The sequence below is a fragment of the Sphingobacterium sp. E70 genome (genome assembly GCF_019285695.1).
Taxonomy (GTDB): Bacteria; Bacteroidota; Bacteroidia; order Sphingobacteriales; family Sphingobacteriaceae; genus Sphingobacterium; species Sphingobacterium detergens.
This window is the reverse complement of the sequence record NZ_CP079104.1, coordinates 1,468,893-1,494,360: the sequence shown is the minus strand read 5'-3', so window position 1 is coordinate 1,494,360 and position 25,468 is coordinate 1,468,893. Positions and strand designations below refer to the sequence as shown.

Genomic DNA, 25,468 nt, shown 5'->3' with positions numbered 1-25,468 from the left:
CGGCATTGAATAAATTGCGTATAGCTAGAAATGCAAAATTATTTACTGGAAATGATGTTGATCAATTAATTGCAGAAATTCTTATTGAAAGGCGCAAGGAGCTATGGGGAGAAGGATTTGCTTTATCTGATATTCTTCGTACGCAGGGTAAGGTGGCTCGGAAGTCGTATGTTGACGCCGATGGAAAACCTATTCAAGTAGAGATTGTCGGTGCTGATGGTAAACCTAAACTGGTTAATGGTCAAGGTCATCGTGTTATTAAATTTCCTGACGGATCGACTTTTGTCCAAAACAGCTCCTATTACTTATTTTCTATCCCTTACGAAGAGACTTTAAGAAATCCAAATCTCTAGTCTTATTCTTTTGGTTTTCTATTACTCAAAGAAAGCTAGTATGTTTATTTACTGGCTTTCTTTGAGTAATAGTAACAAATTAGACTTATAGGTGGCCATGAATGTTGTACTTTTCCACATTATGTTAATAACTGTGTTGAAAAGCTGTTTAAAAGAAAAGATACTGTTATTAACAGTACTTATTAACATTATGTTGATAACCCTTCTTTTTCTTCGCCTTCTTGCTTTTGTTCAGCCAGATAATATATCCTGTGATTGGAAGGAAGCACAAAAAGACTGGCGATAAAAGCAATAATCTTTGTTTCCAAGCCACCGATACTGCCGGTGTGGATGTCATAATTGAGCGATCCAAGTTTATCTCCGAACCTCAAGTTGTCACCGCTTTTGATTTGTTTTAAACTGGCCTCTTTTCTGTCAAAATATAACCAGTTAAAGACACCGCTTCGTTTTTCATACCTTCTGATTTGAATATCGACTTCTTGCTCTGTTTCTTTTTTCAACCGGATGGAAAGCATTTCGGCCTGCGGATAATTTTGAGACTATAGTGCAGTGCATTGTCCTGAAATTTTTCGTAAGCTAAGGGGATTGGTGTCGGGACAGCTGGCGTTTTAGATGTCGCTTCCTGTTGAAAAAGATTAAATGTAGCGATATACGTCTTTTTGAATCCCGGAAATGCGAATGCTAAACCTGTAATAGCGAAAGCCAGTGCAATAAACAGGCTATAGAAGCCAATCACATTGTGCAGATCGTGATTTAACCGTTTCCATTTAACTTTTGTGTCTACCCAAAAGCTTCTGCGGAGATTTTTTCCCTTCCATTTTTTCGGCCACCACAATACGATCCCGCTCAATAGAATGACAATAAATAGCGCAGTAGACCAACTGACTAAAGCATGACCATATTTTTTTCCCAGCAACAAATTGAGATGGAGTTGTAATACCAGTTGAAAAAACTCTGTCTTTGTGTTTTCAACCTGTTGCACCTTACCTGTATAAGGATTGATGAATACCCTTTTATAATAGCGAAAGTAATTCCAATGGCCAAAGGCTTTCTCATCTGTTTTCATGGCACGAAATACCCAGGTTCGATCTTTCGCGGGATAGAGGTCTACACGGGATATTTTCTGCCCCTCGTCAAGACTATGCTGCGCATTGTGCAGTAAGGTGCTTAATGGGAGTGGGGGCAAGGAGCTATCAACCGGGGCTATAAAATACCTTTCGGGATAAGCCCATAGTTTGAGCTCATCCTGAAAGGTATATATACATCCCGTTATACTTAAAATGAATACAATAATGCCGGTGATTATCCCGAGCCATTTATGCAGCCAAAGTATGCTCGACTTGATCATCTAAAATTTGTAATTGATATTAAAGGAAGCCATCATTCCTTGACCTCTTACGTATTCCTCATTTAGGGCACGGTATTGACTTACAACTGGGTAGTAGTTCTTATTGAAAAGATTTTCAACGCCTAATCCCAATGACCATTGTTTGTTGATCTGATAATTACCATTTAAGTTAAAAAGATCTACTGGTTTAACCGGCCCCTCGCTGTTTTTATATACGCCTTTGTCGTTAGGTAGGAATCTGTCACGAGCCCCGGTATGTACCCAGAATAATTGAAAGGTCAATGGCTTGATCGGGGTATAATAGATATATCCCGTTGCTTTGATCGGAGCGATACGTGAGCCATTGAGGTAGGATTTCGTGCCGTCCTCTTTTTTCGATTTTCCTTCCACATAAGCATAAGTTCCACCCACAGTCAGTTGCGGGCTGATGGTTGCACTTAGGGCTACTTCATATCCATAGACATCTTCAGGAAGTCGTTGTGGCATCAGATAACCACCAATGTCTACAAGTTCCACGCCCATTTTTGAGGTACTATAGTAATAGGAAGCGGATAGTTGGAAAATACTGTAGTTACTGGAAAACCCGATTTCATAGTTATTGGTAATGATAGGATCCGTTTTCAGACTATCCAAGTCGTTGTCGGTTGCCCTGCGGACGATACGTCCGAGTTCGTTGATTGCAAAACCCTGTGAAAAGCTTATAAAGGGATTGAAGAATGCATATTTATTATAGCGAAGGCCGGCATTGAACGTGGCTCCTTTATACGGTATTTCCCCGCCTTTGACAGCAATACTACCTTCATTATTCGGCCCTGTCGCAATGGTGTTGAAATCTTTGATTTTGACGGTTGCATTCTCATAACGGACGCCACCTTTGAAAATTAAATTTTCGAGGAAATCAATCTTTACTTGTGCATAAGGCGCCACGTTGAGCATATTCATATAAGGAATATAGACCCTACCATCCGTTAGGTTTTGATCTGTGACATCATTTAGAGATCAAGTCCGTAAGTGACATCCGCGTTAGAACCAAATACTTGAAATGGCGTGTTGAGATTGATACGCAATCCTTTTTTCTCGGAGTTGATCTGTGTTTGACCAGGGCCATACCATGCCGATGCTTTTTCAACATAACGATTCATGGATCGAAAGGTATTGTAATAGGCCGATGCAACGAGAGAAGTGGAAGCAAAAAGATTATTTTTGTATACGTCAGCATCGCATTGTGGTTGTATGGCGTACCGGCAGGTTTGCCGGGATCATCTCCTTTACTCCGATAGTCGGGGATTGTCCATAGACACCCGTTTGGCTGATGTATCTGTTGTGCTGGTTGCTTCGATAAAAATTATATACAGCGGATAGATTGGAACTGTTATCTAAGGTGTAGCCAAGTTTGAGGAATGCATTGTATTGATAGGTATTTGAAAGACCATCTGTCTGACCGAGCGCCGTTCCATCGCCATCGCGCTGAAGACCGACATAATCTGCCGATCCGCTGACGGTGTAATCCCACTTATTTTTTCGGCCGTACAATGTTTGGGCGGCACGATAGCCCAACGTTCCGGCACCGTTTATAGGATTGAAGGTTGTTCTCAGGCTGGTGATTCCTTGGATAGGAGCTGAATCTTTTGCTGGATTGCGCGTGATGTAGTTGATAATCCCGCCAGCTGAGCCATTTCCATAGATGGAGGTTGCTCCTTTAATAACTTCCACGCGTTCAATAACACTGGGATCAATAGTGCGTAGATCGCGCTGTCCATTCATTAATGGTGTGGATTGTGGGATCCCATCTATTAAAACCAGTACAGATCGCCCGCGTAAAGTCTGACCTGAATTGGTTGCTTTGTTGGTAGCCGTACCCAGTCCTGGAATTGTATTGCCAAGTATTGTTGAAAGATTGGTGCTGATCTGGCTTTGTGCTTCGATCTCTTTTGTTGTTAAAATGGATACTGACGAAGGCACTGTAGAGATACTTTCGGCTTTACGACCAGCGGTAACAATAATCTCGTCTAAAGTCTGTGTTGCATTTAACTGAAATAGGATAGGACCGCTGACCGTATCTAAACTCACCATTTTTTCAAGGGCTGAGTAACCGGTATAGGAAACACGAAATTGAAGTGGGCCATTTGTCGGTACTTTAGCGAGATAAAATTGCCCCTGCTGATTTGAGTAACCAATGTTTTTCCCATTGAGCCTGATATTAGCTTGAGCCACTGGTTGATTTTCTGTATTTTTAACGAGGAGAGATAACTCTTGTGCATGTAACTGAGTCCCGAGAAGGACAAGGCTTCCTGCTGCGAACATCATATATCGTGTTCTATTCTTCATGGTAGTTTATTTAGATCAAATATAAATTGATGCAAATATAGAATATTTAATTTTTCTTCATCTAAAAAACGGCTATTTTTTTCGCTTAATATGCTCATCCAGCGGCTGTCTCATTCACAAAATCTCTGAAGATAAATCGGAATTCAATTTGGAGAGTCTCTCTTTGTCACTATGAATATTAGGGAATAGAGGAATGTTTTGCTATCGCACACGGGCTGTAGCAAAAAATCTATTCGATGTTGTTAAGCTGTTCGTTTTATTTTCTTTATTTTGAGTACATATTTTGTTTACGATTTATTGATATAGGATCGCTATTTTAGCAATTCATATTTCCATAATTAAATAGGTAGATGGCTGCTTCAGATCACAATGATATACGGTTGAAAACGATTTCTTTATTTCTATTATTATTTTTATCCAGTTTGTTATACACGAAAGTTTTAGCTCAAAGCAACCAGAGGCTAAAGTTTGAATCTGTAGAAGCCATGCGTGCATACTTTAAGTATGCTGAAGGAAAGAAAATCATAAGCGGTCACCGCGGGACGATAGAAGATGGTCTTCCTGAAAATTCTATTGCGGCTTTTGAGGCTGTGTTACGTAAAACTCCAGCAATTTTTGAAATAGATCCACGCTATACGAAAGATAGTGTTGTGGTATTACTCCATGATGCAAACTTGGAGCGGGTAACAAATGGGTTCGGTCGGGTGTCGGATTATACATGGGCTGAATTGCGTACACTTCGTCTGAAAGACCATGCTGGAAATATGACTAAATATCCTATAAATACCCTAGATGAAGTGATTGAATGGGCAAAAGGAAAACCATTTTAAATCTCGATAAGAAAGATCTACCGTTGTCGGCAACCGCAGCTATATTGCGAAAGCATAATGCATATAGCTGGGTTTGGGTAACCGTACATAACGTTGAACAGGCGGCCTACTATTTGGCTCAAAATCCGGATCAGTATATGTCTATGCATATCAAAGATCAGGCAGCCTTAGCTAAATTTAAGGCTTCGGGATTGCCTTATGATCGGATGATCGTCTATATAGGTCCCGAGATCAAAGAGTCGAATGCGGAAATGTATCGCTTTTTTAATGGGAAAGGGGTGATGTGTATGATTTCGTCAGCGCCAACTTATGACAAGTTAACAAAGAAAGAGCAAAGAAAGGAAAAATATAGGGCGATATTCGCCCAGGGTGCATCTATTCTTGAATCTGATTTACCAATGGAGGTGGCAGATGCAATTGATTAATCCAATTCGACGTTATCAGCCAGAAAATTAAAGTATTTTGGTGATTCCTCTTCAAAAATCTCTTTTCCTTCCATCATATAGGCGCGAAGAAGGTATTCTTGTGCAGATTCGGTATTAGCTGTTTCCAGGTAACACTGTCCTAATCGTAGCATGATAAAAGGATTTTCATAAGCATTTTCGATGATATTGCCTTTGGCATTTTCAAAGTGTGGAAGTGCATTTTCGAAGTCGTCCTCTAGGAAATAAGCATCCCCAATGGAGGCTTCCAGCCAAAGACTTTCAGCGTGGACATTTTGTGGGCTAGGGATTAAATTGAGCGCCTCAGTCCATACCTAATTGCTTCGCGAAAGTTCTCGTCATCACAATAAGCATTACCCTCTTCACTCAGCTGGTCGATTTTATCTAATATTTGATCATCCATGGTATTCTTTCTTAATGGTCTTTACGAAGTTAGGAAATAATTGGAGAAAAAAACACCTGAAATCTTAAACTTCAGGTGTTCAAATGGGTAGAAAATACTTTTTATTTATTCCACCATACTTTGGTGTTGATCACATCATCTCCTTGTTGCGCCAGGGCTGCTTGATAATTTGATCTATTTGTACTTTGTTCTTTCAATGGATACACCAAACGACTTGGTATGGCATCGCCAACTTCGGGATTAAAGGTATAGGTGACGGGTTTGCCATCGATAGTTCCGCTCCAGGTGACATCTCCTTTTTGATGAGAAATAATGGGTAGCCTGTTCTTCTGATTTCTGACCAAGCTTCTATGCTCTGATTGAAAAGTGCTAAGTATTTTTGGGAAAGCACATGCTCTTTATTAGCAGCTGGCAGTTTGCTGATATAGCTATTAATATCTTCTTGCGATACCCCCATTTTTCTAGCGAAGCGCGGGTTCCTTTCTCATAATTAGTCTGATCCCAATTGTTATTTTCTGCCAAGAGGAATGCTACTTCAGCGTATTCCAGAAGAACTTCGCCATAGTCAGCCGCGTTGATCGCGTCACTTGGTAAAGATATTTTATCCACAGGGAATAGATTTCCGGCGGCTAAAGGAAGCCCATACGGCTGGCCGAAATAGGCGTTTCCTGAGGATGTTGGTTTTGCGAATTTAGACAAGCGAGGATCTGCAATTTTAAAGGGACCACGTGTACCCTGAAGGGCTTCTATAAGTACATTTGAAACGGCGAAATCTTTTCGGTTGGCTGTCACTGTGGCCCGGAATAGTGGTGCTTCATTGGGTGGAGTTTTAGAATATTTAAATACGGCATTATCGCTGTTAGCGGTAAATACGCCTTTCTTTATCGCATCGGCAATATGCGTTGCTGCCAATGCAGCATCTTTTGCCTTAATGCGATTGGCTATCCGTAACCGTAGTGAATTGGCAAATTTTGCCCAGCTGGCATTGGATCCCTTGTAGATAATATCAGCAGTGCCAAATGTAGTTGCTGTTGTATATTTCGTTAGGGTATCAGCCGCTTGTTGCAGTTCGTTTAGAATATCTTTATAGATTTTTTCCTGATTTGCATACTTAGGCGTTAAGTTGTCTGGGTCCTGTTGCAGGGCTTCAAAATCAGCATCTTTATTTCCGTAAGACTCATAGGGAATATTACCAAAAACATCGGTTAACGATTGAAAAGCATAAGATTTAAGAATTCTTGCAATCGCAATCTGATTCGCATTGGAACCTGCTGTTCCTGCTGCGGCGATGGCCTTAGTCTTTTCATTTGAATTGAGTTTTATAATTTCATTCAGATTATTGAGTGATTTGTAAGTTGCCGTCCAGTAATTATCGGAATAACTCGTTGGTATTTGATAACGCGATTGATCGGTGTATATATTTTGTGCAAAATATTGTGAAAATAATTGTGCTCCACGTAAACTGACCTCTTCGCTTCGTAAGGCATTAATCAATTGCTTTTCGGCCGTTACCAAAATTGTCGGTGTTGTGACGGTGGCGGGACGGTTAGGATCTGTATTTATATCGTTAAATGTAGATTTAGAGCATGATGTAACAATAAGTGAAGCACCGATTACTGAAGCATATAATATAGTTGATATTTTCATTTTTTTAGAATTTAAGGTTTACATTAAAACCGTAAGTAACAGGAACAGGGATATTACCACCTTCAATACCCTGTACATTACCGCCACTGGAGGTGAATTCAGGATCAATGTATTTACTCTTGGTATAGATATTCCAAAGATTACGGCCATAGACATTGACCCCAATATTTTTAATGACTTTGGCATTGGCTAATTTGAAATTATAACCCAGCGTCACTTCTCTCAGTTTAACATAAGTGGCATCAAAAATGGAAAAAGTGGTCGGACCATTGTACTCATTGCGCGCCCATTGCTGCGCTGTAATATTGGTGGTATTTTGTTGAACGTTCTCAACGGCATATGTACCGTCGCTGTGGAATGTTACATCGCCTTTGACACCATCCAAAATAACACCCGTTTCACGGATATTATTAGCCGCTGTTTTGTCCAGGATGCCTGAATACATACCAACTTTATAGGTTTGGGAGAAAAATTTTCCGCCAACACGACCTGAGACCAAAAATCCTAAGCTAAAGTTCTTGTAGCGGAAGCTATTTTGAAAACCAAAGGTGAAATCAGGAAGAATAGATCCCAGGGGCACCAATTGGGAGGTTTTCATGTAAGTTCCATCCGCCTGAACAACGCGTTGTCCATCTGCTGCATATACAAAGTCATAGCCTAAAAATTGTCCATAGGACTCGCCTTCACGTGCTACTAATTCAACCAACGAATTACTTAAACTTAAGGTATTTACCTGATCGTCTAATTTGATCACTTTGTTTTTGTTTTTGGCCCAGTTAATTGTAGCGTCCCAAGTAAAGTTTTCATTTTTGATTGGCGTACCATTAAGAACAATTTCGAGACCTTTGTTATTAATTTTTCCCGCATTAAATACTTTGCTTGCGTATCCAAAAGACGAAGAAACAGGAACAGGAAGGATTTGATTTCTAGAATTATTGTTGTAGTAGGTTATATCAAATCCTAAGCGATTTTTGAACAATTGCACGTTCAGACCTGTTTCCCAAGAACTGGTAATTTCAGGTTTTAAATTAGCATTTGGTTTAATACTCGGGAGGCCATAGGAAGCTTGCCCTTCATACGATTGCTCGGGTTCATAGACCTTATATAGTTGATAAGGATCTGTGTCATTCCCGACTTGGGCCCATCCTAAGCGTATTTTTCCGAAACTTAGCCAATCCAATTGTTTGAATGCTTCTAATTGACTAAAGACAAAACTACCTGTTAGGGAAGGATATATAAAAGAGTTGTTATCTGTTGGTAATGTTGAAGACCAATCATTACGCACTGTTCCATCTAAGTAAAGCAAATCATTATATCCTAAAGAAAAGCTTCCATAAACAGATGCAATGCGTCTGTGATATTTAAAGTTGTCAATTTTGACTGAATTCGCATTTTTAGATTGTAATAATTTGGAATAATTAGACCGCCTTGTGTAATAGCATAATCTTGCTTGCGCTGCTGGTCACGAAGATTGGCTCCGATATTTCCAATGAGTGAGAATTTATCCCAGTTTTTTTTTTGCTGTAGCTAAAAATTCATAATTATATTCGTTTAGTTTATTGCTTGTCTCTTCATATTGTGAAGTGCTGCGAGTATACAGCGATACGGTCCTGAGATTGGAACGAATAAATATCGCCATGTACTTTAGCTCCTAAGGAAAGCCAGCTATTCAAGTCATATTGTAAGCCAATATTTCCATAAAAGCGGTCTCTATTATCTTCCATATAAGACTCGTAAGCAGACCAATAGGGGTTATCGATAAAGCGCGTTGCTTCTGCTGTAGGTGTATTTTGCCATCCAGTACGATTCCATGCTAATGGAGTTCCATCCTCACGTTTATAATTTTCCAATAACTTGTAATCCACTTGTACTGCTCCCCATTGGAATGCCTCGAGGATAATATTTCTGTTGGATGCACCTGTCCATGGGCGGCCTACGGATGCGTTACGGATATAGTTGAAATTAGAATTGATTTTCAATTTGCCCAGCTGCGTTCCTCCCGAAAAGTTAAACGTATTACGACCTAAACTAGAATTTGGAGTTGTTCCTTTTACATTTTTGTTCGTGTAGGAAAATCGGTAATTTGTATTTCCACTATTGCCGGCGATAGCAAAATTATTGGTATTGGCTACACCAGTCCGAAAGAAATAACTGACATCATTTTTGGGATAAAGCCATGGCGACGGATTCAGGTAATTGGATTCGTCTTCAGGGTTTAAATTATACCACTGTAAGACAGGTGTACCATCGAGTTTAGGACCCCAGCTTTCATCTGCAGCATAATCTACGATTTTGTAGTCTGTACCATTGATATTTTGCGTTTGAAAAGCAGTAGAGTAACCCTGACCGTATAAATGTTGTCTTTTTGGAAGTCGGACAATATTCTCAAAATCAACACCAGTGTTTAACGAAATATCTATCTTTTCCCCCTTTGAGGCGCGCTTTGTGGTAATTAATATAACACCATTAGCGGCTCTCGAACCATACAGGGCAGCAGCCGACGGACCTTTTAATACGGAGATGTTATCGATATCGTCAGGATTGATATCTTGTATCATATTACCGACGTCTTTGCCTGCGCTTCCGTTTATGGTAGATGAGGAGTTTAAATCGGTGTTATCAATTGGAGTACCATCAACAACATACAACGGTTGGTTATTTCCCGCAATTGAATTGATACCCCGAAGCAAAACGTGGGAGGATCCCCATATTGCCTCCCGACGTAGTCACTTGAAGACCTGCTACTTTCCCGGAAAGCGCACTGAGCGCGTTAGTGGGACGTGTTTGAAGTTCAACAGATTTGACTTCTTGGACCGCATATCCTAATGATTTCTTTTCGCGCGAAATACCCAAGGCTGTTACAACGACTTCATCCAATTGGGAACTCGTTGGTGAAAGCTGGATTGTTGTAAGTCCGCCGGAATTGGTTTGGACAGTTTTGGAATCAAAACCAATATATTGAACCTGGATACTGATGGTATTACCACTTGATGGTAATTCGAAAAGGCCATTTGCATCCGTTTGCACCTGTTTTTTGCTTATTATTTCTGTAATCGTTGCACCTTGAATAGGGCTGTTGTTGTTGTCGACAACTTTTCCTTTTATGGTGGATTGAGCGTATAGCGTGCCCGTGCTTAAGCAAAGCGCTGCCAGTACGACAAAATCTATGTTGTTTTTTGCCATATAAATTTTAGTGATAATGTGTGGATCTTTTTGTTTGTGGTTATAGGAGATCGTTTGAATCGAACTGAAAAACATCTCCTAGAAGCATTCGTTTTACAGGTATATGTATTGCACTGATTTTCATGTGTTAAAAATGTTAATGCAAATATATAAAATCTACCTAATAACTATACTTTATTTTTTGTTTTTTTGTAATTATGATGTCAGAATGCCCATGATAATCTTATTGGCTAGATAGGACGACCGTTTTTATCGCAATGGAATACTGAGTGGATATCTTTTTCATAAAATAACTTATTGGAATTCTGCTTATAATACAAATGGAATACCAGTAAAGCACCTTAGTCGTATAGATACAGTATGGATTAAGTATGCATAAAGTATGAATGAAGTATCGCTATGGGGGTATATAAGTTCATATTTAGCCGGTACCTTATTGTTGCTGTAAACGTCTTTATAAGGTGAAGGCCATGGGGAATCCATACAACAATATAGTTGAAGAGGGAGTTTCCTTGCGGATTAACAAGAATAGGATGAAGGTATGAAATGAAACAGGGTATCTCGTTTATGGATACCCTGTTTTTATTTAACGGTCAATGTTTACTTTATAAATTGTTTCGGCTTCATCATCATCAAATTGCCGGATTTGCGCGATGAGTTTTTGTTTCATTTTAGTGACTACGCGCTGATAGCTTGGGTCCTTATAAACGTTTCGAAGCTCATTCGGATCTTTTTCAAGATCGAAAAGCTCCCAGCTTTCGACCCGTTTATAATAACGGATAAGTTTATAACGGTCGTCCCTAACGCCAAAATGAGGACTTACGGCATGCTCTCCATTTTCAAAATAATGATAATATAGATCTTTGCGGTGCTCTTCTTTTGTGTTTTTTAGGACATGGACAAAGGATTTTCCCTGCATATCAACAGGTTTTTTGACTGCTGCCAACTCGAGTAGGGTGGGAGCGATATCAGCATTCACCAATTTTGCTTCGATTTTTGTCGCAGGTTTAATCATTGGGGATAACGCATTAACATCGGTGTCCGGAATGACTCTTCGTACATCCATCGTTTATCAAACCAACCGTGTTCGCCCATATAGAATCCCTGATCCGAAAGATAGATCACGATGGTATTTTGGCGGAGAGATTTCTGATCCAGGTAGTCCAATACTTTACCTATATTGCGATCCATAGATTGAGCGGTATTGAGATAATCGATCATATAGCGTTTGAACTTCCACTCGGCAAGCTGTTTGCCTGTTAGCTTGCCTTGTTGCAGTTGTTCATAAATTGGACGATAATAGGCGATATACTTGTTTTTCTGATCTTGGTCCATTCGTTTGAAATTACCGTCATTCATCATTTCTTCTAATGAGTTGAACATTTTGAGATCATAACCCATCTTCATATCCTTATCGATTGACATTTCCTGTAACGCGGCGGCCTGTCTGCTTTGGTAGTTATCATAAAATGTTGATGGTAGGGTAAAATTCACGGTATCATAGGTTCCGAAGTCTTTTGGGTCGGGCATCCATGTGCGGTGTGTCGCCTTATGACCGATGACCAGACAGAAGGGTTTGTTTGAATCTAAGGTGTCCAGCCAATTGATGGATTTTTCTGTCACGATATCTGATACATAGCCTTCAGCGCGCTTGCGCCCTTGTTTGCTGATGAAATCTGGATTGAAATACGTGCCTTGACCCACCAGGATATCATAATAATTAAATCCCTGAAGCTTTTCTCCTAAATGAATTTTGCCCACCCAAGCTGTTTGGTAGCCCACCTGTTGTAACTGTTTGACGAATAAATCCTGATTGAAATCAAATTCAGAAGTTTCATTGTCCTTAAATCCATTCTTGTGGCTATACTTGCCTGTTAGTAGCGTGGCTCTGGCTGGACCACAAATGGAGTTGTTCACATATGCATGGTTGAAAATTGCCCCTTCAGTCGCAATACGATCAATTTGAGGCGTTTTAGCATACCTGGAGCCATAGGCACTAATGGTTTGATAGGCATGGTCGTCTGATATAATAATGATGATGTTGGGACTTTTCTGCGCTGAAGAGTATGTATAGATCAACAGCATAAATAATGTGAATAATAGCGTTCTCAGTTTCATTTACAGATTTATAGCGGTTCAGATTAAATCATAAAGTTAACGATTATTATGTATTACATAAAATAGTTTAATAAAAAACATATCCTAAATGGAGATCGTTACATATTTGCACTTACTTCCTAAAACCGAAGCAGAAGGTAATTTATCCAACAGATTTCTTATATAGAAAAAGTCTTTGATAATGATTGTCCAAATGCTTGCGCATTGCATTGCGAAAAACTTCTGCATTGCCGACCTTTAATATGTCTACTAAGCCTCGATGCGAGATAAAGGTTTTTGATTCACTCGGACTGGTTAACAGGCCACTAATATGTACATATTGAAAAACAGGCAATAACATATTCTGGAAATCTTTGAGAATAGTGTTTCCGGTTATTTCATAAAGCTTTCCATGGAAGGCAACTTCTGTTTCAATATCAAAAATTGTATTGTCTGAATTGACAGGCTCTTTTGCGACAATAGCTTCCAGCTCTTTGATATCTTTTTCCTGTATATGTTCAAATAATATATCTGCCATACCTACTTCCAATACCATACGCATTTCAAAAAGATCTTGTAAGGTCTTATTTTCCATAATCGTCGGATAGAGCGATTTCCGTAGAGGTTTTATAAGATCAGGACTTGTAAGCACTGCTCCTCGATGTTTCTTCGATTCAATTAAGCCTACCATGCGTAATCTCAGCATTGCCTCGCGAACAACCGTGCGGCTTACGCCCAGTGTTTCTGCTAATTCGATTTCTTTGGGTAACGCGTCCCCAACCTTCAGACCTTGATTGACAAACAGATTGATGATTTCTTTCTCTGCACGGTCTACTAAAGAAGAGGTATCGAGGGTGTTAAGATGTTCTATTAGCGAAGAGTTTGATTCCATATATATTTTCATGGCGCATTGGGCACCTTTAGACAAAGATAATTAATAAAAATCAATAATATGTATTACATAATTATATTAAAATTTGCTTTTCATATTTTTTAATCTATATATTTGCATATATGTAATACTTAATACAAAAACCAATATGTATTCAAACCTAAAATTACGATCCCTTTTAGCCTTGTCTATATTGACAGGTAATCTGCTCTTGGCGCAAGCACAGGACCATGCGGTAAAAGGGAGAATCACTGATGCCAAGACAGGGGAACTTTTGGGGAAAGTCACTGTTAAAGTCAAAGGAACAAATCAATCCTTACAGACAAATGCTGATGGAACGTTCGCTGTTAGCACAAATCCTAACACGGTCTTAATAATTACATCAACAGGGTATAAGCCCTTTGAAGTGAAAGTTGGGCAAACAAACTTACTGGATATCAAATTAGAGCCCAGTACGGAGCAGATGGACGAAGTCGTCGTGGTGGGCTATGGTAAAATAAAAAAATCCAATTTGACCGGTTCCGTAAGTAGGCTCGACAAGAAGGTGCTAGAGACTGGCGTTCGTTCCAATCCTGCCTCTGCTTTAGCCGGTACCGTACCCGGTATCAGAGTGCAACAAACTTCCGGAAGACCCGGGGCTGTTCCTAAGATTGTCTTACGTGGTGGGACAGATTATGATGGTAGCGGTACTCCTTTGGTTATCGTCGATGGTATCATTAGGGATGGATTTAATGATATCAACCAAAATGACATAGAATCAATAGATGTGCTCAAAGATGCCTCGGCTACTGCCATCTATGGCGCAAGAGCTTCCAATGGCGTAATTCTCATAACAACAAAACGTGGAAAAGAAGGCGTGTCCAATATCGTTGTTCAGTCGAAAATCGGTATCAATAAACTGAATAATCCTTTTAATTTCCTAAACGCCAAAGATTATTTATACTGGTCAAGAAAAGGGGTGCAAACTTCTGGAATCTACCAGCCAAATCAGTTGAATCAGTTGTCAGCTGTGGGACCTTTTGGAACAGGCAACAAGTTTAAGGATGATCAGGAAATTATCTTGATGGTAATGTCAGCAGTAACGCTGTGTGGAGCACAATGTATCTGGATGATAGTAATCGTGAATTGTTGCAGCAGGGATGGCAGACCATGAATGATCCCATAACAGGTAAAGAATTGATTTTTAAAGATTTTGATTATGAAGATTATGCGTTACGGAATAATAGTCTAACGCAGGATTACAATGTTGCTTTACAGGGGGAACACAAAAGGGAAGTTACTATGCCAGTGTAGGAAAATATAATGAGAAAGGATTGCCCATCAATACTTTTTATGACCGGACCACCTTTGTTTTAAATGGCGACTACAAAATCAAACCTTGGTTGCAGTCTAATTCGAACGTGAACTTCTCCTACACCAAATGGAGAGACGCAATCAACGGTGAAGCGAATTATATGACCAGGGCCCTGGGGCGCCACCAACAATGCGCGGTACCAATATGAATGGAGACCTGTTGGTGGGACGTGATTGGCAGGATGGTAACCCGCTCGTCAATGATGACAAATTTATTCGTAAGAATATCAATCAAAAACTAACCTTGGGGCAGGCTTTCACAGTAGATTTTTTGGATAATCTGAGCTTAAGGGTCAGCGGCAACTGGTTTTTAATCAAGAAACGAATGAGTCGTTTAACCGCGATTATCTGGCAAGCCCCGGGAATTACGTTAGAACTCGTAATTCGGGCGCATCTTATTACAAAAACTTTAATCAAACCTACAATGCTGTATTGAACTACAATACAAGCATTGGTGAAGACCACCATATTAACGCGATGTTGGGTTCTGAATTTTTGATTCCTATCGCACAAGTTTCTCCGCTTCAGGGACTGGCGCACCCACAGATGATTTTATGGATTTGGGATTGACCAGTCCGGACGCGAATAAGCGAAGTATTGATTCTTATCATGATCGTCAGCGTATTACCTCTTTTTTTGGCCGTGTCAATTATGATTATCAACAAAAATACCTGATGACATTAACCGCGCGACGCGATGGGTATTCCACCCTTTTGAATAACCGCTGGGGAACATTTCCGGGAATTTCTGTCGGCTGGAATTTGCATAATGAAGAATTTCTTAAAGATTATATTGGTTCGGGCAACTCCATCAATACGTTGAAATTAAAAGCGAGCTATGGTGAAAATGGTAACGTCGATGCTGTATTCAAAGGTCAGACAACAAGAGATTCGTATATTTTACAAGGTGCTTATGGAAGTTCAAAATATGATGGTGCGGTAGGTTATACAATGACATCCCTGTCCATTCCCAATCTGAAATGGGAAAGCTTGAAAACTAAGGAGATTGGTTTGGAAACCAGATTGTTTAACCGTTTGGATCTGAGCTTAGCTTATTACCATAGAACAACAAAGGATAAAATTGCGACATTGACCCTGCCGCAATCGGCAGGGTTCCGGACAATTCGAACCAATAATGGAGATATGTCCAATCAAGGTGTGGAGGTGGATTTAAATTACCAAATACTACGCAACAAAGACTGGAATTTGAGCTTTAACTGGAATACCGCGTATAATAAAAATAAAGTACTAAAACTTCCTTACAATGGTGTGGCTAATAATCGTCAGGAGGTATCCAGGTTTACGATCCCGGTTCAAAGGAATTGATTTGGGTGGGTGGAACCCAGGAAGGTCAAGATCCAAACGTTGCCTATGCTTACGAAGCTGTTGGAATCATTCGAGCCAGGCAGACTTAGACCGGTATGCTGGTCAATTGAAAGATTTGATCGGTGCGAGAACACTGGTTCATCCGGATGCTTTTAATGCTCTATCGGAGGATCAGAAGAAATTGTATTATCCGCTTGCTTTGGGCGATGTCATGTGGAAAGATGTCAATGGCGATGGAATAATCAATTCGTATGACCGTGTATATATGGGCAATACTGTACCGCGTTGGACAGGAGGTTTTGGAGCAACACTAAGCTACAAGGACTTTAGCCTATATACACGATTGGATTATGCGTTAGGTTTTGTTGCTTATGATGGACCTAGAGCTTGGTTTTTGGGCATGATGCAAGGCACCTTTAATACAACAGATGCAGTTTTCGATACTTGGACTACGGAAAATCCAAATGCGAAGTACCCAACCTACTATTGGGCAGATCAACTGTTCAAGAACAACACCAGCCGTGAAAGCAGTATGTTTTATAATAAGGGCGATTATCTGGCATTACGTGAGATTTCTTTAGGATACAAACTGCCGAATGCGATTGCGCAAAGAATCAAAATGGAGGGAATGCGGGTTTCACTAACAGGTCAAAATCTCCATTATTGGACAAAAAATACACTGTTCTCAGCTGAAAGCGGTAGAGTAGACCAAAACAGCGGTGGATATCCGCTCCCTAAGACGTTTATTTTTAGCCTTCAATTAACCTTTTAATCGTTAAATTATGAAAAAGATATTTGTTTATTGCTGTGTTATCATAGCGGCATTTACATCTTGCAAAGAAATTGATCTGGAAATTACGCCGGAAGACTATTTTGCAAGTGGAAGTTTCTGGAAAAGTAATGATCAAGTTGCCGGCGCGATGCTGGGGCTACATAGTCAATTGCGTAGTCAACAGCAGAACTTATGGAGCCTGGGCGAACTGCGGGCTGGAACATTAAGGGATGGTACCAGTTTTACCGGAACCGCATCCCTGAACTCGGCGGGGATAATTACGCAGGATATTCGGGAAAGTGCACCAGGTATAAGCGGATGGGCGGGCTTGTACGGCACCATATTCCAGGTCAATAATTTTATCTACCAAGTCGAGAAAGCGGATTATTTGACCGACGCTCAAAAAGGGTATTACTTGGGGCAGGCTTATGGGCTGCGTGCATTTTACTATTTTTATCTGTTCAGAACCTATGGACGGGTACCATTAGTGACGGAACCTCAAGCTGCGGTAAATACGCCAACTTCAGCCGACCAGGCCTATAAAGCGAGAACTGATACCGAAAAAGAAACTTTTGATTTTATCAAATCAGAGATAGATAAATCTGAGAAATCATTTTCAGGGAATTACGAGACAAAAAATCAGAAAGCGCAATGGTCCTTGGCGGCAACAAAGATGTTGAAAACGGAGGTTTATCTATGGTCCGCAAAAGTGAACATAGATGGACAATCTCCAAAAATACCAACTCCGATTTGCAGTTGGCGAAAGCTGCCGTAGAAGAGGTAATTCCTAAATATAATCTGGTCAATAATTTTGCTGAACAGTTTAAGTCTGCTAGTATGCCAACGATGAAAGGGAATGCTGAAATGATTTTTGTCATCCGCTATTTGAATGGTGAGTCTACTTCCTTTTTAATAATTTTATTTATGCTGCAAGTGATGATATTACTGGGTATATGGATGATAACGGCCAAGTGATTCCTAAAGATCCACTGCAAACGGATCTACGGGATTGATCCGTTATGAATATAAAATGGATTTGTACAGATTATATGAAAAAAGGACAACAGAGCCAATGCTACTTTTTTAAATTTTAATAAAGGAAACACATCCGCTGTTGTCTTTAGAAAGTTCCTGGGTACCTTAATTGATGGGGTACGTAACTATTCGGATGACTATCCTATTTATCGTGCGGCAGAAGCGTATTTATTATTGGCAGAGATCAAGAATAAATTGGGTGCGGATCCCACCGCTGAAATTATGGCTGTTCGGAACCGTGCGTATGGCGGGCAAGCTCCGTTGTTTAACAATGGAAGCTTTGAAGCGAATGAGATCGCAATTTTCTACGAGCGTACAAAGGAGTTTGTGTCGGAAGGTAAGCGATGGTTTGATTTAAGAAGAATGCAGGATGGAAATGGGCTGCCACTGTTGTTTCGTAAAAATCTGAATCTGGTTGGAGTTTTGGATAACAATGATGCACAGAAACATAAAATTTTGTGGCCGATCGATTTACAGACTTTAACAGAAGATCCTCAATTAAATGATCAGCAAAACCCTGGATATAAAGGAACTTAATTCAATAATGGCCTATCTCAATTTTAAACAGGTAAATTGAACGCGGGTGTTTTTAACTATTCACATAAATTATCATATGCTAAATCAAAAATATCGGGATTAATTGCTGCGCCATTTACTCCTTTTGACGAAAACGGTGAGCTGAATCTCGAATTGATTCCATCCTATTATGAGATGCTAAAGCGAAATAGGGTGTCGGGTGCCTTTATTTGTGGCTCGACCGGAGAGGGCGTATCGCTGACATTTGACGAAAAAGTTGCGGTAATGACCGCTTGGGCCAAACTGACAAAGGACGATCCGGCGTTTACATTAATGATGCTCCTGGGGGAACGAATATCAAAGAATGTAAACAGCTGGCTGAGCTTGCCGAGCAGGCAGGAGTCGATGTTGTTTCTTTTACGTCACCGTCATATTTTAAACCTGCGAATGTAGATCAGTTGGCAAAGTGTTGTATGGAAATCGCCCGTGCTGCTCCGAATACGGCTTTCTATTATTATCATATTCCGGTATTGACCGGCGGAAATTTTCAGATGATCGAATTATTGAAAAAGTGGATGGAGTAATACCCAATTTTAGGGGATTAAATATACACATGAAGATTTTATGGACTTTCTGAGCTGCATGAATTATGCTGAACGCAAATATGACATGCTCTGGGGAAGAGATGAAAATATGCTGTCCGCTTTGGTATTGGGTAATATTGGCGCGGTCGGGAGTACCTATAATTATGCAGCTCCTTTATACCTGGACTTGATCGAAGCGTATAATGAAGGGGATTTGGAAAAGGCCAATACCTTGCAGCAACAATCAATTGATATGATTGCATTGTTGGGTAAGTATGGTGGTATCGCGGTGGGAAAGGCGTATATGAAATTAATTGGTTTAAATTGTGGCGAATTTAGATTGCCTGTTAAAAATATGCCTGGGGAACAAGTTGAGGCTTTTAAGGCTGACGTAAATAAAGTCGGTTTTCAGGATTTTTGCATGCAATAATGCAAATCAGAATTTCACCATGGGAATATATGCTTCCCATGGTGAAATTACAAGGAATGGCTAACGAGATATTCGAGAATAAATAATTATGACAAAACAAAATTGGATGGGAATCGTCGGGAATACTCTTTGCAAGTAGTGTTAATGGACAGGTAGGCCGTTTGGAATGGCGTAATTCCATTGAATTGCCGATGATGCAAAATGGAAAGCCTTCCATTGGGGTTGCCGGTCCAATTGCTGGTCTCTCCAACGGTTATTTACTCATTGGTGGTGGGGCTAATTTTCCGGATTTGCCGCCTTGGGAAGGTGGAGCAAAAGAAATCCAAAGGGAGCTGTTTGTTTATTCAAAAAAGGCAAGACAGTTCATTTGCTTGCACGTGATACGCTAGCGGAGGCTGTTGCCTATGCTGCCAGTTTATGTTTACCAAATGGACTGTGCGTCATTGGCGGGGAGACCCAAGAAGGAAAACAAATGCCTGTCACTTAATTAACTTTGATAAGGATACAGGAAAATCACAGCACTGCGTTATCCAGATCTTCCATCGCCCCTGTCCAACATGGGAGCGGTCTGCATCGAAAATAAAATTTTTATTGTGGGCGGTGAATTTCAGGATGCGGTATCAGATCAAATCCTGCAACTTGATCTGAACAATCTCGCTCAGGGATGGATACAGGTCGGAACACTGCCATATGCGGCTTCACATTTGCAATTGCTTGCGGACAAATCGCACAATCTATTTGTCGTTGGGGACGAAAGGCTAATAAGGATACTGCCTCTACATTGTATCAAACGGTACTGAAATCTTCGGATGGAGGAAAGCACTGGGAAAAGCTAACAGAAATCCCTTTTAAGGCCGCTGCTGCTGTCGCCTGTATTTTGCCGGATGATGGATTATGGCTGCTCAGCGCAGACCGTGGAACTACTTTTCATCGTGTTGAGACTTTAATCTTTGAAGCCAAGCGCGCATCTGATCAACAGGAAGCAAAACAGTTGATCGAGGTTAAGAATCAGCTGCAGCGCAATCACCCCGGATTTGGACGGGAGATCTGGCGTTATGATCTGAGCTATGAAAAATGGAAGAAGACCGGGAGCTTCCTTCCAATGCTCCGGTGACAACAACAGCTGTTGTATGGGATGATATGATTGTCTTACCGAGTGGTGAAGTTAAAGCTGGTGTTCGATCCCCAAAGATTTTACTGGCTACATTTTTAAAGTGATCGGATAAAAAACAGAATATAGACCAATATGATATCTTCCTTACAAAATAAATCTTTTTATCCCTGGCTCGTTGTAGCCCTACTTTGGGGGTAGCCCTATTGAATTACATGGATCGTCAAATGCTGTCGACCATGCGGGATGCCATGCAAATTGATATCCCCGTATTGCAAAGTGCCGAAACTTTTGGTGTGTTAATGGCAGTTTTTCTTTATATCTATGGCATCATGAGTCCTATAGCGGGCATTGTTGCTGATCGTAGCAATAGAAAATGGCTGATCGTAGGAAGTTTGTTTGTCTGGTCTGCAGTAACTTATGGAATGGGGATGGCAAATGACTATCCTACATTACTGGTATTAAGGGCTATTATGGGATTTAGTGAAGCCTTATATATTCCTACTGCGCTTTCGTTGATCGCAGATTATCATACGGGAAAAACCGTTCACTTGCCATTGGTCTGCATATGACAGGATTATATACTGGTCAGGCATTGGGGGCTTTGGAGCTACATTGGCTGCGACGAAGGGATGGCATACTGCGTTTCATTGGTTTGGAATTATAGGAATTTGCTATGCCTTGGTTCTCGCGTTGTTACTCGTGGAAAAAAGAATGAACCCGCTTCGGAAGAGGTAAATTTGAAAGGCCAATTGTCGCTGCATAAAAGTCTGTTACTAATCTTCTCCAATGTGGCATTTTGGATTCTATTGTTTTATTTCGCCGCGCCAAGTTTGCCGGGATGGGCCATAAAAAATTGGCTGCCGACTTTATTTGCGGACAGTCTGGGTATACCAATGGCCAGTGCAGGTCCTTTATCGACGATTACGATTGCGATATCATCCTTTATCGGCGTAATTGTAGGTGGAATAGTGAGTGACCGATGGGTGCAAAAGCATATTCGGGGCCGCATCTATACCAGCGCTATTGGTCTTGGGTTAACCATCCCCGCTTTGGTGCTTTTGGGTGTCGGGCAGACACTGCCCGCCGTATTGGGGGCCGCAATTTGTTTTGGAATTGGTTTCGGGATATTCGATGCAAACAATATGCCTATTCTTTGTCAGATCGTGCCGAACAACTTGCGCGCAACAGCTTATGGGTTCATGAATATGGTAGGTGTATTTGCCGGTGCCGCTATAACCCAATGGTTGGGCAAGTTTAAAGATGAAGGGCACTTTGGACTGGGGTTCGCGGTGCTAGGCGGAGCAGTATTAATCGCTCTTTTATTGCAGCTACTATTGCTGAAACCGAAAGAGACGGAGGAATAATGATTTCCTTAATATATCAGGCAATGAAGATGAAATCTATAATTGGGTCGATCGCCAATCGCATGCTGAAAAAGCTGATGTTTTTATAAGTTTGATTGTCCCTTTTTCAACCTCTCTGGGACAAGCACCTATTAAGGTCGCTTGTATCGGTAACTCCGTAACCTTTGGCTATGGTCTTGCTCATCCGGCACAGGATTCTTATCCCGTTCAACTTCAAGCCTTGCTGGGCCAGGAGTTTGAGGTACGTAATTTTGGTCATTCGGGGCTACACTATTGCGTAAAGGGCATAGACCGTATGATAAAACGCCTGAATACCGAAAGGCATTGGCTTTTAAACCCGATGTTACCATTATCCACCTGGGGCTCAATGATACGGATCCAAGAAATTGGCCCAATTACAGAAATTCATTTTCATCGGATTATGCAGCATTGATTGACTCCATACGGGCGGTCAACCGAGACATGCAGATTTATATATGTCGGTTGACACCGATTTTTAGTGGCCATCCGCGTTTTCTATCTGGGACACGTGCGTGGTATGATCAAATTCAGGCACTTTTACCACAGATAGCGGCGAGTAATCAGGTGGGATTGATTGATCTTCATACGCCGCTCCATACTCGAATTGATCTGTTTGATGACTATTTACATCCAAATCGACAAGGGGCAGCAATAATCGCAAGACAGGTAGCTAATATATTACGCCCCTTAAACAGGACTTGCAAGTGGCTGAAACGCTCGGTTCGGATATGGTACTCCAACGTGACTGGGAAAATAGTATTCATGGTAAGGGAACTGCAGCAGCTGAGGTAAAAATTGTATTTAATAAAAAGACTTTTAAGACCATCGTGCATCCTGATGGCTTTTGGGTAATCAAACTTCCCAAGATGAGGGCCGGGGGCCTTACAATATCCTGATATACTCGGGTAATAAAAAAATCGAATTAAAAATATCCTCTTTGGAGATGTATATCTCGCTTCCGGACAATCGAACATGGCTTTTGAACTTCGTAGAGCCACAAAAGGTGAGCAGTTAATCAAAGATGCAGCTGGCTTAAAGAATCTGCGTCTTTTTAAATGCCGTAATTTAGCTGAAACCAACGCGGTTGCCTGGGATACCGCTACCTTAAAAAAGTCAACGACTTACTGTATTTTGATGGTGCTTGGGCTGTGCCTACATCAGATGAAGCGGCAGGGTTTTCCGCCGTAGCCTATTCTTTCGCTGAACAGATCGCTAGAGAACAACATATACCTATTGGCATTATTGATTTATCTGTTGGTGGATCTAATACGGAATCATGGATTGACCGCAAGTCTTTAGAAAACGACGATCTGTTGGCTTCTTATATCCACAACTGGCGGAAATCAGATTTTTTGCAGGACTTTTGTCGGGAGCGCGCCAGTCAAAATTTGTTTCATTCAACAATAAGGAACCAACGCCACCCTTATCAGCCGGCCTACAATTTTGAAGCAGGAGTCAATAAATGGCTGGATACAGGTTTGAAAGCGATACTTTGGTATCAAGGTGAAAGTAATACCCATAACATGGAACTTCATGAGCGTCTTTTCAAAACATTGGTGTCTTCCTGGCGAAAAAATTTCAATCAGCATCTGCCTTTCTATTTTGTTCAGCTGACGAGTTTGGATAGACCTTCATGGGGTGACTTTAGAAACTCGCAACGCTTATTGGAGAAACAGATTGAAGATACCCATATGGCAGTAACATTTGATCTCGGTGATTCTTTGGATGTACATCCGCACGAAAAGTTATTGGTAGGCCAGCGTCTGGCCAACTTGGTGAGTAAATATGTATATGGAGCATCGTTGAATGCGAATCATCCGGAGCCCGTAAGATGCAAGGTCCAAGCGGATAAGCTGTTATTGACATTCGATCATTGTGCCCGATTAAAAGTAAAGGGCAACGGCCCTCTAAAAGGTTTTCAATTGGTGGACAATAGGGGCAGAATATTCGAAGCTAACGCTAGTATCGTATCGGAAAATGTCGTCGAGATCCGAAAACCAACGGTAGATCTGATCAGACTGCTGTATGGATACGAACCTTTCAGCCGGGCAAATCTTCAGAATGAAATTGGTATACCAGTGTCCACCTTTGATTTGAGAATAAAGTAAACCTAAACGAATTGATGTAAAAACTGGAAAAGATGAAACAGACAAATATAAAAGATACAACAGAAATACTAGATGCTGCTTATTTGAAAGAATTGGAAGTCTTTTATAGCGATAAGCTTTTAGAAGATACCCTTCCATTTTGGTTTCCTCGATCAATTGACCATGAATGTGGTGGCTATCTATTCATGCGGGATCAGGAGGGTACCTTGATTGATACCGATAAGGCTGTATGGATACAGGGCCGGGCATGCTGGTTGCTGGCTACACTTTACAATACGGTTGAACAAAAAGAAGAATGGTTGGAAGCCGCTCGCATTGGTTATGAATTTCTGAAGAAATATTGTTTTGATGCAAATGGCAAAATGTATTTTCATGTAGACCGTCAGGGAAATCCAATTCGTATGCGTCGTTATTTTTCTCCGAGACATTTGCGGCCATAGCATTTGCTGCCTATGCAAAAGCAGCCGGGGATCTGAATATTGCGGCAGAAGCTCGACATCTATTTGGTATATGCATAGACTATGCAAATGGTGCAAAATTGATCGAGCCAAAATATGAACCAACTAGACCAATGAAGGGAATAGGCGTACCGATGATTATGATCAACACGGCACAACAGATCCGCGAAACTATTAATGACCCACGTTGTGACCAAGTCATTAGTTCCTGTATAGCGGAAATCGAAAAAGATTTTGTAAAAGATGATATTCGATGTGTCATGGAACAGGTGGGGCCGCAGGGGGAAATTATCGACCATATTGATGGACGTACACTCAATCCGGGCCATGCTATTGAGGGCGCTTGGTTTATTTTGCATGAAGCAAGATATCGGAATGGGGATCCGGATTTGGTTGACCTTGGCTGCCGTATGCTGGATTATATGTGGGAACGCGGCTGGGACAAAGAATATGGCGGGATACTCTATTTTAAGGATGTCTATAATAAGCCTGTTCAAGAATACTGGCAGGATATGAAATTCTGGTGGCCGCAGAATGAAACGATTATAGCAACATTACTTGCTTATGTTATGACGGGTGATCCGAAATATAAGCATTGGCATCAACAAATCAATCAGTACGCTTATGACCATTTTCATGATAAAACGAATGGCGAATGGTTCGGATATCTTCACCGGGATGGAACCATAGCGCAAACCGCAAAGGGAAATTTATTTAAAGGACCTTTTCATCTCCCGCGTCAGGAGTGGTATTGTATGCAAGTTTTGAAGGAATTTAGTTCGATCAAGTTATAAATGGTTATGCGAAGGTATTGCGATACAAATAGCTGTTTTGTTAAGCTGATTGTTTTTTTGTGCTTAATCA

The 25,468-nt window shown here is 40.8% G+C and carries 36 protein-coding genes and 4 pseudogenes; 27 read left to right on the top strand and 13 right to left on the bottom strand.

Features of this window, described 5'->3' with window-relative positions; all coding sequences use genetic code 11:
* The first annotated feature begins 5 nt into the window (after positions 1 to 5).
* Complete coding sequence (locus KUH03_RS10780) at positions 6 to 353, top strand: RagB/SusD family nutrient uptake outer membrane protein (protein ID WP_257093227.1); 348 nt, start codon at positions 6 to 8, stop codon at positions 351 to 353.
* Between the two features lie 188 nt (positions 354 to 541).
* On the opposite strand, the gene KUH03_RS10775 is transcribed toward KUH03_RS10780, so the two are convergent.
* The 5 genes from KUH03_RS10775 to KUH03_RS10755 form a co-directional block, all read right to left on the bottom strand.
* Complete coding sequence (locus KUH03_RS10775) at positions 542 to 853, bottom strand: PepSY domain-containing protein (protein ID WP_257093225.1); 312 nt, start codon at positions 851 to 853, stop codon at positions 542 to 544.
* A complete protein-coding gene (locus KUH03_RS10770; protein ID WP_257093223.1) occupies positions 850 to 1,701 on the bottom strand; it encodes a PepSY domain-containing protein in 852 nt (283 codons plus the stop codon). Before KUH03_RS10770 ends, KUH03_RS10775 begins: the two co-directional genes overlap by 4 nt.
* A complete protein-coding gene (locus tag KUH03_RS10765) occupies positions 1,702 to 2,637 on the bottom strand; it encodes a TonB-dependent receptor domain-containing protein (RefSeq protein WP_257093222.1) in 936 nt (311 codons plus the stop codon).
* Positions 2,638 to 2,693: 56 nt separating this feature from the next.
* The gene (locus KUH03_RS10760) at positions 2,694 to 2,843 is read right to left on the bottom strand and encodes a hypothetical protein (RefSeq protein WP_257093220.1); all 150 of its coding nucleotides are present in this window, start codon (positions 2,841 to 2,843) and stop codon (positions 2,694 to 2,696) included.
* A 70-nt stretch (positions 2,844 to 2,913) separates the two neighbouring features.
* Positions 2,914 to 4,029: a TonB-dependent receptor gene (locus tag KUH03_RS10755; RefSeq protein ID WP_257093218.1), complete on the bottom strand. Its 1,116-nt coding sequence runs from the start codon at positions 4,027 to 4,029 to the stop codon at positions 2,914 to 2,916.
* A 485-nt stretch (positions 4,030 to 4,514) separates the two neighbouring features.
* Between KUH03_RS10755 and KUH03_RS10750 the strand changes: the two genes are divergently transcribed.
* Positions 4,515 to 4,859 (top strand): glycerophosphodiester phosphodiesterase family protein, encoded by a 345-nt coding sequence (locus tag KUH03_RS10750; protein ID WP_257093217.1) that lies wholly within the window; start codon positions 4,515 to 4,517, stop codon positions 4,857 to 4,859.
* A 23-nt stretch (positions 4,860 to 4,882) separates the two neighbouring features.
* Positions 4,883 to 5,284: a hypothetical protein gene (locus KUH03_RS10745; protein WP_257093215.1), complete on the top strand. Its 402-nt coding sequence runs from the start codon at positions 4,883 to 4,885 to the stop codon at positions 5,282 to 5,284.
* On the opposite strand, the gene KUH03_RS10740 is transcribed toward KUH03_RS10745, so the two are convergent.
* The 8 genes and pseudogenes from KUH03_RS10740 to KUH03_RS10700 form a co-directional block, all read right to left on the bottom strand.
* Positions 5,281 to 5,436 carry a hypothetical protein gene (locus KUH03_RS10740; protein WP_257093213.1) on the bottom strand — a complete coding sequence of 52 codons (156 nt, stop codon included), beginning with the start codon at positions 5,434 to 5,436 and terminating at the stop codon, positions 5,281 to 5,283. The two genes, KUH03_RS10745 and KUH03_RS10740, sit on opposite strands and share 4 nt — an antisense overlap.
* A gap of 462 nt (positions 5,437 to 5,898) precedes the next feature.
* Complete coding sequence (locus KUH03_RS48490) at positions 5,899 to 6,057, bottom strand: hypothetical protein (protein ID WP_373564805.1); 159 nt, start codon at positions 6,055 to 6,057, stop codon at positions 5,899 to 5,901.
* Between the two features lie 6 nt (positions 6,058 to 6,063).
* Positions 6,064 to 7,352 (bottom strand): annotated as a pseudogene (locus tag KUH03_RS10730) (SusD/RagB family nutrient-binding outer membrane lipoprotein); the annotation flags it as partial.
* A 4-nt stretch (positions 7,353 to 7,356) separates the two neighbouring features.
* Entirely contained in the window at positions 7,357 to 8,700 is a 1,344-nt protein-coding gene (locus KUH03_RS10725; RefSeq protein WP_257096890.1) for a TonB-dependent receptor, read from the bottom strand.
* 223 nt (positions 8,701 to 8,923) lie between these two features.
* A complete protein-coding gene (locus KUH03_RS10720; RefSeq protein WP_257093207.1) occupies positions 8,924 to 10,042 on the bottom strand; it encodes a TonB-dependent receptor plug domain-containing protein in 1,119 nt (372 codons plus the stop codon).
* Entirely contained in the window at positions 10,008 to 10,535 is a 528-nt protein-coding gene (locus tag KUH03_RS10715) for a carboxypeptidase-like regulatory domain-containing protein (protein WP_257093206.1), read from the bottom strand. Before KUH03_RS10715 ends, KUH03_RS10720 begins: the two co-directional genes overlap by 35 nt.
* Positions 10,536 to 11,121: 586 nt before the next feature.
* Positions 11,122 to 12,620: pseudogene (locus KUH03_RS10705) on the bottom strand (sulfatase).
* Between the two features lie 175 nt (positions 12,621 to 12,795).
* The gene (locus KUH03_RS10700; protein WP_257093200.1) at positions 12,796 to 13,536 is read right to left on the bottom strand and encodes a FadR/GntR family transcriptional regulator; all 741 of its coding nucleotides are present in this window, start codon (positions 13,534 to 13,536) and stop codon (positions 12,796 to 12,798) included.
* 136 nt (positions 13,537 to 13,672) lie between these two features.
* Between KUH03_RS10700 and KUH03_RS10695 the strand changes: the two genes are divergently transcribed.
* From KUH03_RS10695 to KUH03_RS10580, 24 genes and pseudogenes are all read left to right on the top strand, one after another.
* Complete coding sequence (locus KUH03_RS10695) at positions 13,673 to 14,677, top strand: TonB-dependent receptor plug domain-containing protein (protein ID WP_257093198.1); 1,005 nt, start codon at positions 13,673 to 13,675, stop codon at positions 14,675 to 14,677.
* The gene (locus KUH03_RS10690) at positions 14,650 to 14,817 is read left to right on the top strand and encodes a hypothetical protein (RefSeq protein WP_257093196.1); all 168 of its coding nucleotides are present in this window, start codon (positions 14,650 to 14,652) and stop codon (positions 14,815 to 14,817) included. The genes KUH03_RS10695 and KUH03_RS10690 overlap by 28 nt, the downstream gene beginning before the upstream one ends.
* 20 nt (positions 14,818 to 14,837) lie before the next feature.
* Positions 14,838 to 15,026, top strand: coding sequence for a hypothetical protein (locus KUH03_RS10685; protein ID WP_257093194.1), 189 nt, complete (start codon positions 14,838 to 14,840; stop codon positions 15,024 to 15,026).
* Entirely contained in the window at positions 15,008 to 15,313 is a 306-nt protein-coding gene (locus tag KUH03_RS10680) for a hypothetical protein (RefSeq protein ID WP_257093192.1), read from the top strand. Before KUH03_RS10685 ends, KUH03_RS10680 begins: the two co-directional genes overlap by 19 nt.
* Positions 15,310 to 15,447: a hypothetical protein gene (locus KUH03_RS10675; RefSeq protein ID WP_257093190.1), complete on the top strand. Its 138-nt coding sequence runs from the start codon at positions 15,310 to 15,312 to the stop codon at positions 15,445 to 15,447. The genes KUH03_RS10680 and KUH03_RS10675 overlap by 4 nt, the downstream gene beginning before the upstream one ends.
* Complete coding sequence (locus KUH03_RS10670) at positions 15,432 to 16,202, top strand: TonB-dependent receptor domain-containing protein (RefSeq protein ID WP_257093188.1); 771 nt, start codon at positions 15,432 to 15,434, stop codon at positions 16,200 to 16,202. The genes KUH03_RS10675 and KUH03_RS10670 overlap by 16 nt, the downstream gene beginning before the upstream one ends.
* Positions 16,203 to 16,317: 115 nt before the next feature.
* The gene (locus tag KUH03_RS10665) at positions 16,318 to 16,974 is read left to right on the top strand and encodes a hypothetical protein (protein WP_257093186.1); all 657 of its coding nucleotides are present in this window, start codon (positions 16,318 to 16,320) and stop codon (positions 16,972 to 16,974) included.
* 10 nt (positions 16,975 to 16,984) lie between these two features.
* Positions 16,985 to 17,749 (top strand): RagB/SusD family nutrient uptake outer membrane protein, encoded by a 765-nt coding sequence (locus tag KUH03_RS10660; RefSeq protein ID WP_257093184.1) that lies wholly within the window; start codon positions 16,985 to 16,987, stop codon positions 17,747 to 17,749.
* Positions 17,725 to 17,949, top strand: a complete 225-nt coding sequence (locus tag KUH03_RS10655; protein ID WP_257093182.1) for a hypothetical protein — start codon at positions 17,725 to 17,727, stop codon at positions 17,947 to 17,949. Before KUH03_RS10660 ends, KUH03_RS10655 begins: the two co-directional genes overlap by 25 nt.
* A 120-nt stretch (positions 17,950 to 18,069) precedes the next feature.
* A pseudogene (locus KUH03_RS10650) lies at positions 18,070 to 18,546 on the top strand (RagB/SusD family nutrient uptake outer membrane protein); the annotation flags it as partial.
* A gap of 36 nt (positions 18,547 to 18,582) precedes the next feature.
* Complete coding sequence (locus tag KUH03_RS10645; RefSeq protein ID WP_257093180.1) at positions 18,583 to 18,978, top strand: dihydrodipicolinate synthase family protein; 396 nt, start codon at positions 18,583 to 18,585, stop codon at positions 18,976 to 18,978.
* On the top strand, positions 18,882 to 19,109 hold the full coding sequence (locus tag KUH03_RS10640; RefSeq protein WP_257096888.1) for a hypothetical protein: 228 nt from the start codon (positions 18,882 to 18,884) through the stop codon (positions 19,107 to 19,109). Before KUH03_RS10645 ends, KUH03_RS10640 begins: the two co-directional genes overlap by 97 nt.
* A gap of 16 nt (positions 19,110 to 19,125) precedes the next feature.
* Positions 19,126 to 19,539: a dihydrodipicolinate synthase family protein gene (locus tag KUH03_RS10635; protein ID WP_257096886.1), complete on the top strand. Its 414-nt coding sequence runs from the start codon at positions 19,126 to 19,128 to the stop codon at positions 19,537 to 19,539.
* A 161-nt stretch (positions 19,540 to 19,700) separates the two neighbouring features.
* A complete protein-coding gene (locus tag KUH03_RS10630) occupies positions 19,701 to 19,928 on the top strand; it encodes a hypothetical protein (RefSeq protein WP_257093179.1) in 228 nt (75 codons plus the stop codon).
* Between the two features lie 204 nt (positions 19,929 to 20,132).
* Positions 20,133 to 20,339, top strand: a complete 207-nt coding sequence (locus KUH03_RS10625) for a hypothetical protein (RefSeq protein ID WP_257093178.1) — start codon at positions 20,133 to 20,135, stop codon at positions 20,337 to 20,339.
* Positions 20,321 to 20,653 (top strand): hypothetical protein, encoded by a 333-nt coding sequence (locus KUH03_RS10620; RefSeq protein WP_257093176.1) that lies wholly within the window; start codon positions 20,321 to 20,323, stop codon positions 20,651 to 20,653. Before KUH03_RS10625 ends, KUH03_RS10620 begins: the two co-directional genes overlap by 19 nt.
* Before the next feature lie 188 nt (positions 20,654 to 20,841).
* Positions 20,842 to 21,222 (top strand): MFS transporter, encoded by a 381-nt coding sequence (locus KUH03_RS10615; protein WP_257093174.1) that lies wholly within the window; start codon positions 20,842 to 20,844, stop codon positions 21,220 to 21,222.
* A gap of 168 nt (positions 21,223 to 21,390) precedes the next feature.
* On the top strand, positions 21,391 to 22,017 hold the full coding sequence (locus tag KUH03_RS10610; RefSeq protein ID WP_257093171.1) for an MFS transporter: 627 nt from the start codon (positions 21,391 to 21,393) through the stop codon (positions 22,015 to 22,017).
* A 91-nt stretch (positions 22,018 to 22,108) separates the two neighbouring features.
* The gene (locus tag KUH03_RS10605; protein ID WP_257093169.1) at positions 22,109 to 22,450 is read left to right on the top strand and encodes a hypothetical protein; all 342 of its coding nucleotides are present in this window, start codon (positions 22,109 to 22,111) and stop codon (positions 22,448 to 22,450) included.
* Positions 22,342 to 22,830, top strand: a complete 489-nt coding sequence (locus KUH03_RS48485) for a GDSL-type esterase/lipase family protein (protein WP_373564804.1) — start codon at positions 22,342 to 22,344, stop codon at positions 22,828 to 22,830. Before KUH03_RS10605 ends, KUH03_RS48485 begins: the two co-directional genes overlap by 109 nt.
* Positions 22,743 to 22,934 (top strand): hypothetical protein, encoded by a 192-nt coding sequence (locus KUH03_RS10600; protein WP_257093167.1) that lies wholly within the window; start codon positions 22,743 to 22,745, stop codon positions 22,932 to 22,934. Before KUH03_RS48485 ends, KUH03_RS10600 begins: the two co-directional genes overlap by 88 nt.
* Positions 22,935 to 23,010: 76 nt before the next feature.
* Positions 23,011 to 23,226: a hypothetical protein gene (locus tag KUH03_RS10595; RefSeq protein ID WP_257093157.1), complete on the top strand. Its 216-nt coding sequence runs from the start codon at positions 23,011 to 23,013 to the stop codon at positions 23,224 to 23,226.
* Positions 23,187 to 24,146, top strand: coding sequence for a sialate O-acetylesterase (locus KUH03_RS10590; RefSeq protein ID WP_257093155.1), 960 nt, complete (start codon positions 23,187 to 23,189; stop codon positions 24,144 to 24,146). The genes KUH03_RS10595 and KUH03_RS10590 overlap by 40 nt, the downstream gene beginning before the upstream one ends.
* Positions 24,147 to 24,178: 32 nt before the next feature.
* A pseudogene (locus tag KUH03_RS10580) lies at positions 24,179 to 25,398 on the top strand (AGE family epimerase/isomerase).
* Positions 25,399 to 25,468 lie beyond the last annotated feature (70 nt).

What these genes read in the sequence shown, in the direction of transcription:
- KUH03_RS10715 (WP_257093206.1), bottom strand. Translation starts at nt 10,535, where the DNA reads ATGGCAAAAAACAACATAGATTTTGTCGTACTGGCAGCGCTTTGCTTA.
- KUH03_RS10680 (WP_257093192.1), top strand. Translation starts at nt 15,008, where the DNA reads ATGCGCGGTACCAATATGAATGGAGACCTGTTGGTGGGACGTGATTGG.
- KUH03_RS10700 (WP_257093200.1), bottom strand. Translation starts at nt 13,536, where the DNA reads ATGAAAATATATATGGAATCAAACTCTTCGCTAATAGAACATCTTAAC.
- KUH03_RS10765 (WP_257093222.1), bottom strand. Translation starts at nt 2,637, where the DNA reads ATGCTCAACGTGGCGCCTTATGCACAAGTAAAGATTGATTTCCTCGAA.
- KUH03_RS10755 (WP_257093218.1), bottom strand. Translation starts at nt 4,029, where the DNA reads ATGAAGAATAGAACACGATATATGATGTTCGCAGCAGGAAGCCTTGTC.
- KUH03_RS10595 (WP_257093157.1), top strand. Translation starts at nt 23,011, where the DNA reads ATGGCTTTTGAACTTCGTAGAGCCACAAAAGGTGAGCAGTTAATCAAA.
- KUH03_RS10695 (WP_257093198.1), top strand. Translation starts at nt 13,673, where the DNA reads ATGTATTCAAACCTAAAATTACGATCCCTTTTAGCCTTGTCTATATTG.
- KUH03_RS10670 (WP_257093188.1), top strand. Translation starts at nt 15,432, where the DNA reads ATGGATTTGGGATTGACCAGTCCGGACGCGAATAAGCGAAGTATTGAT.
- KUH03_RS10770 (WP_257093223.1), bottom strand. Translation starts at nt 1,701, where the DNA reads ATGATCAAGTCGAGCATACTTTGGCTGCATAAATGGCTCGGGATAATC.
- KUH03_RS10760 (WP_257093220.1), bottom strand. Translation starts at nt 2,843, where the DNA reads ATGAATCGTTATGTTGAAAAAGCATCGGCATGGTATGGCCCTGGTCAA.
- KUH03_RS10750 (WP_257093217.1), top strand. Translation starts at nt 4,515, where the DNA reads ATGCGTGCATACTTTAAGTATGCTGAAGGAAAGAAAATCATAAGCGGT.
- KUH03_RS10660 (WP_257093184.1), top strand. Translation starts at nt 16,985, where the DNA reads ATGAAAAAGATATTTGTTTATTGCTGTGTTATCATAGCGGCATTTACA.
- KUH03_RS10740 (WP_257093213.1), bottom strand. Translation starts at nt 5,436, where the DNA reads ATGCTACGATTAGGACAGTGTTACCTGGAAACAGCTAATACCGAATCT.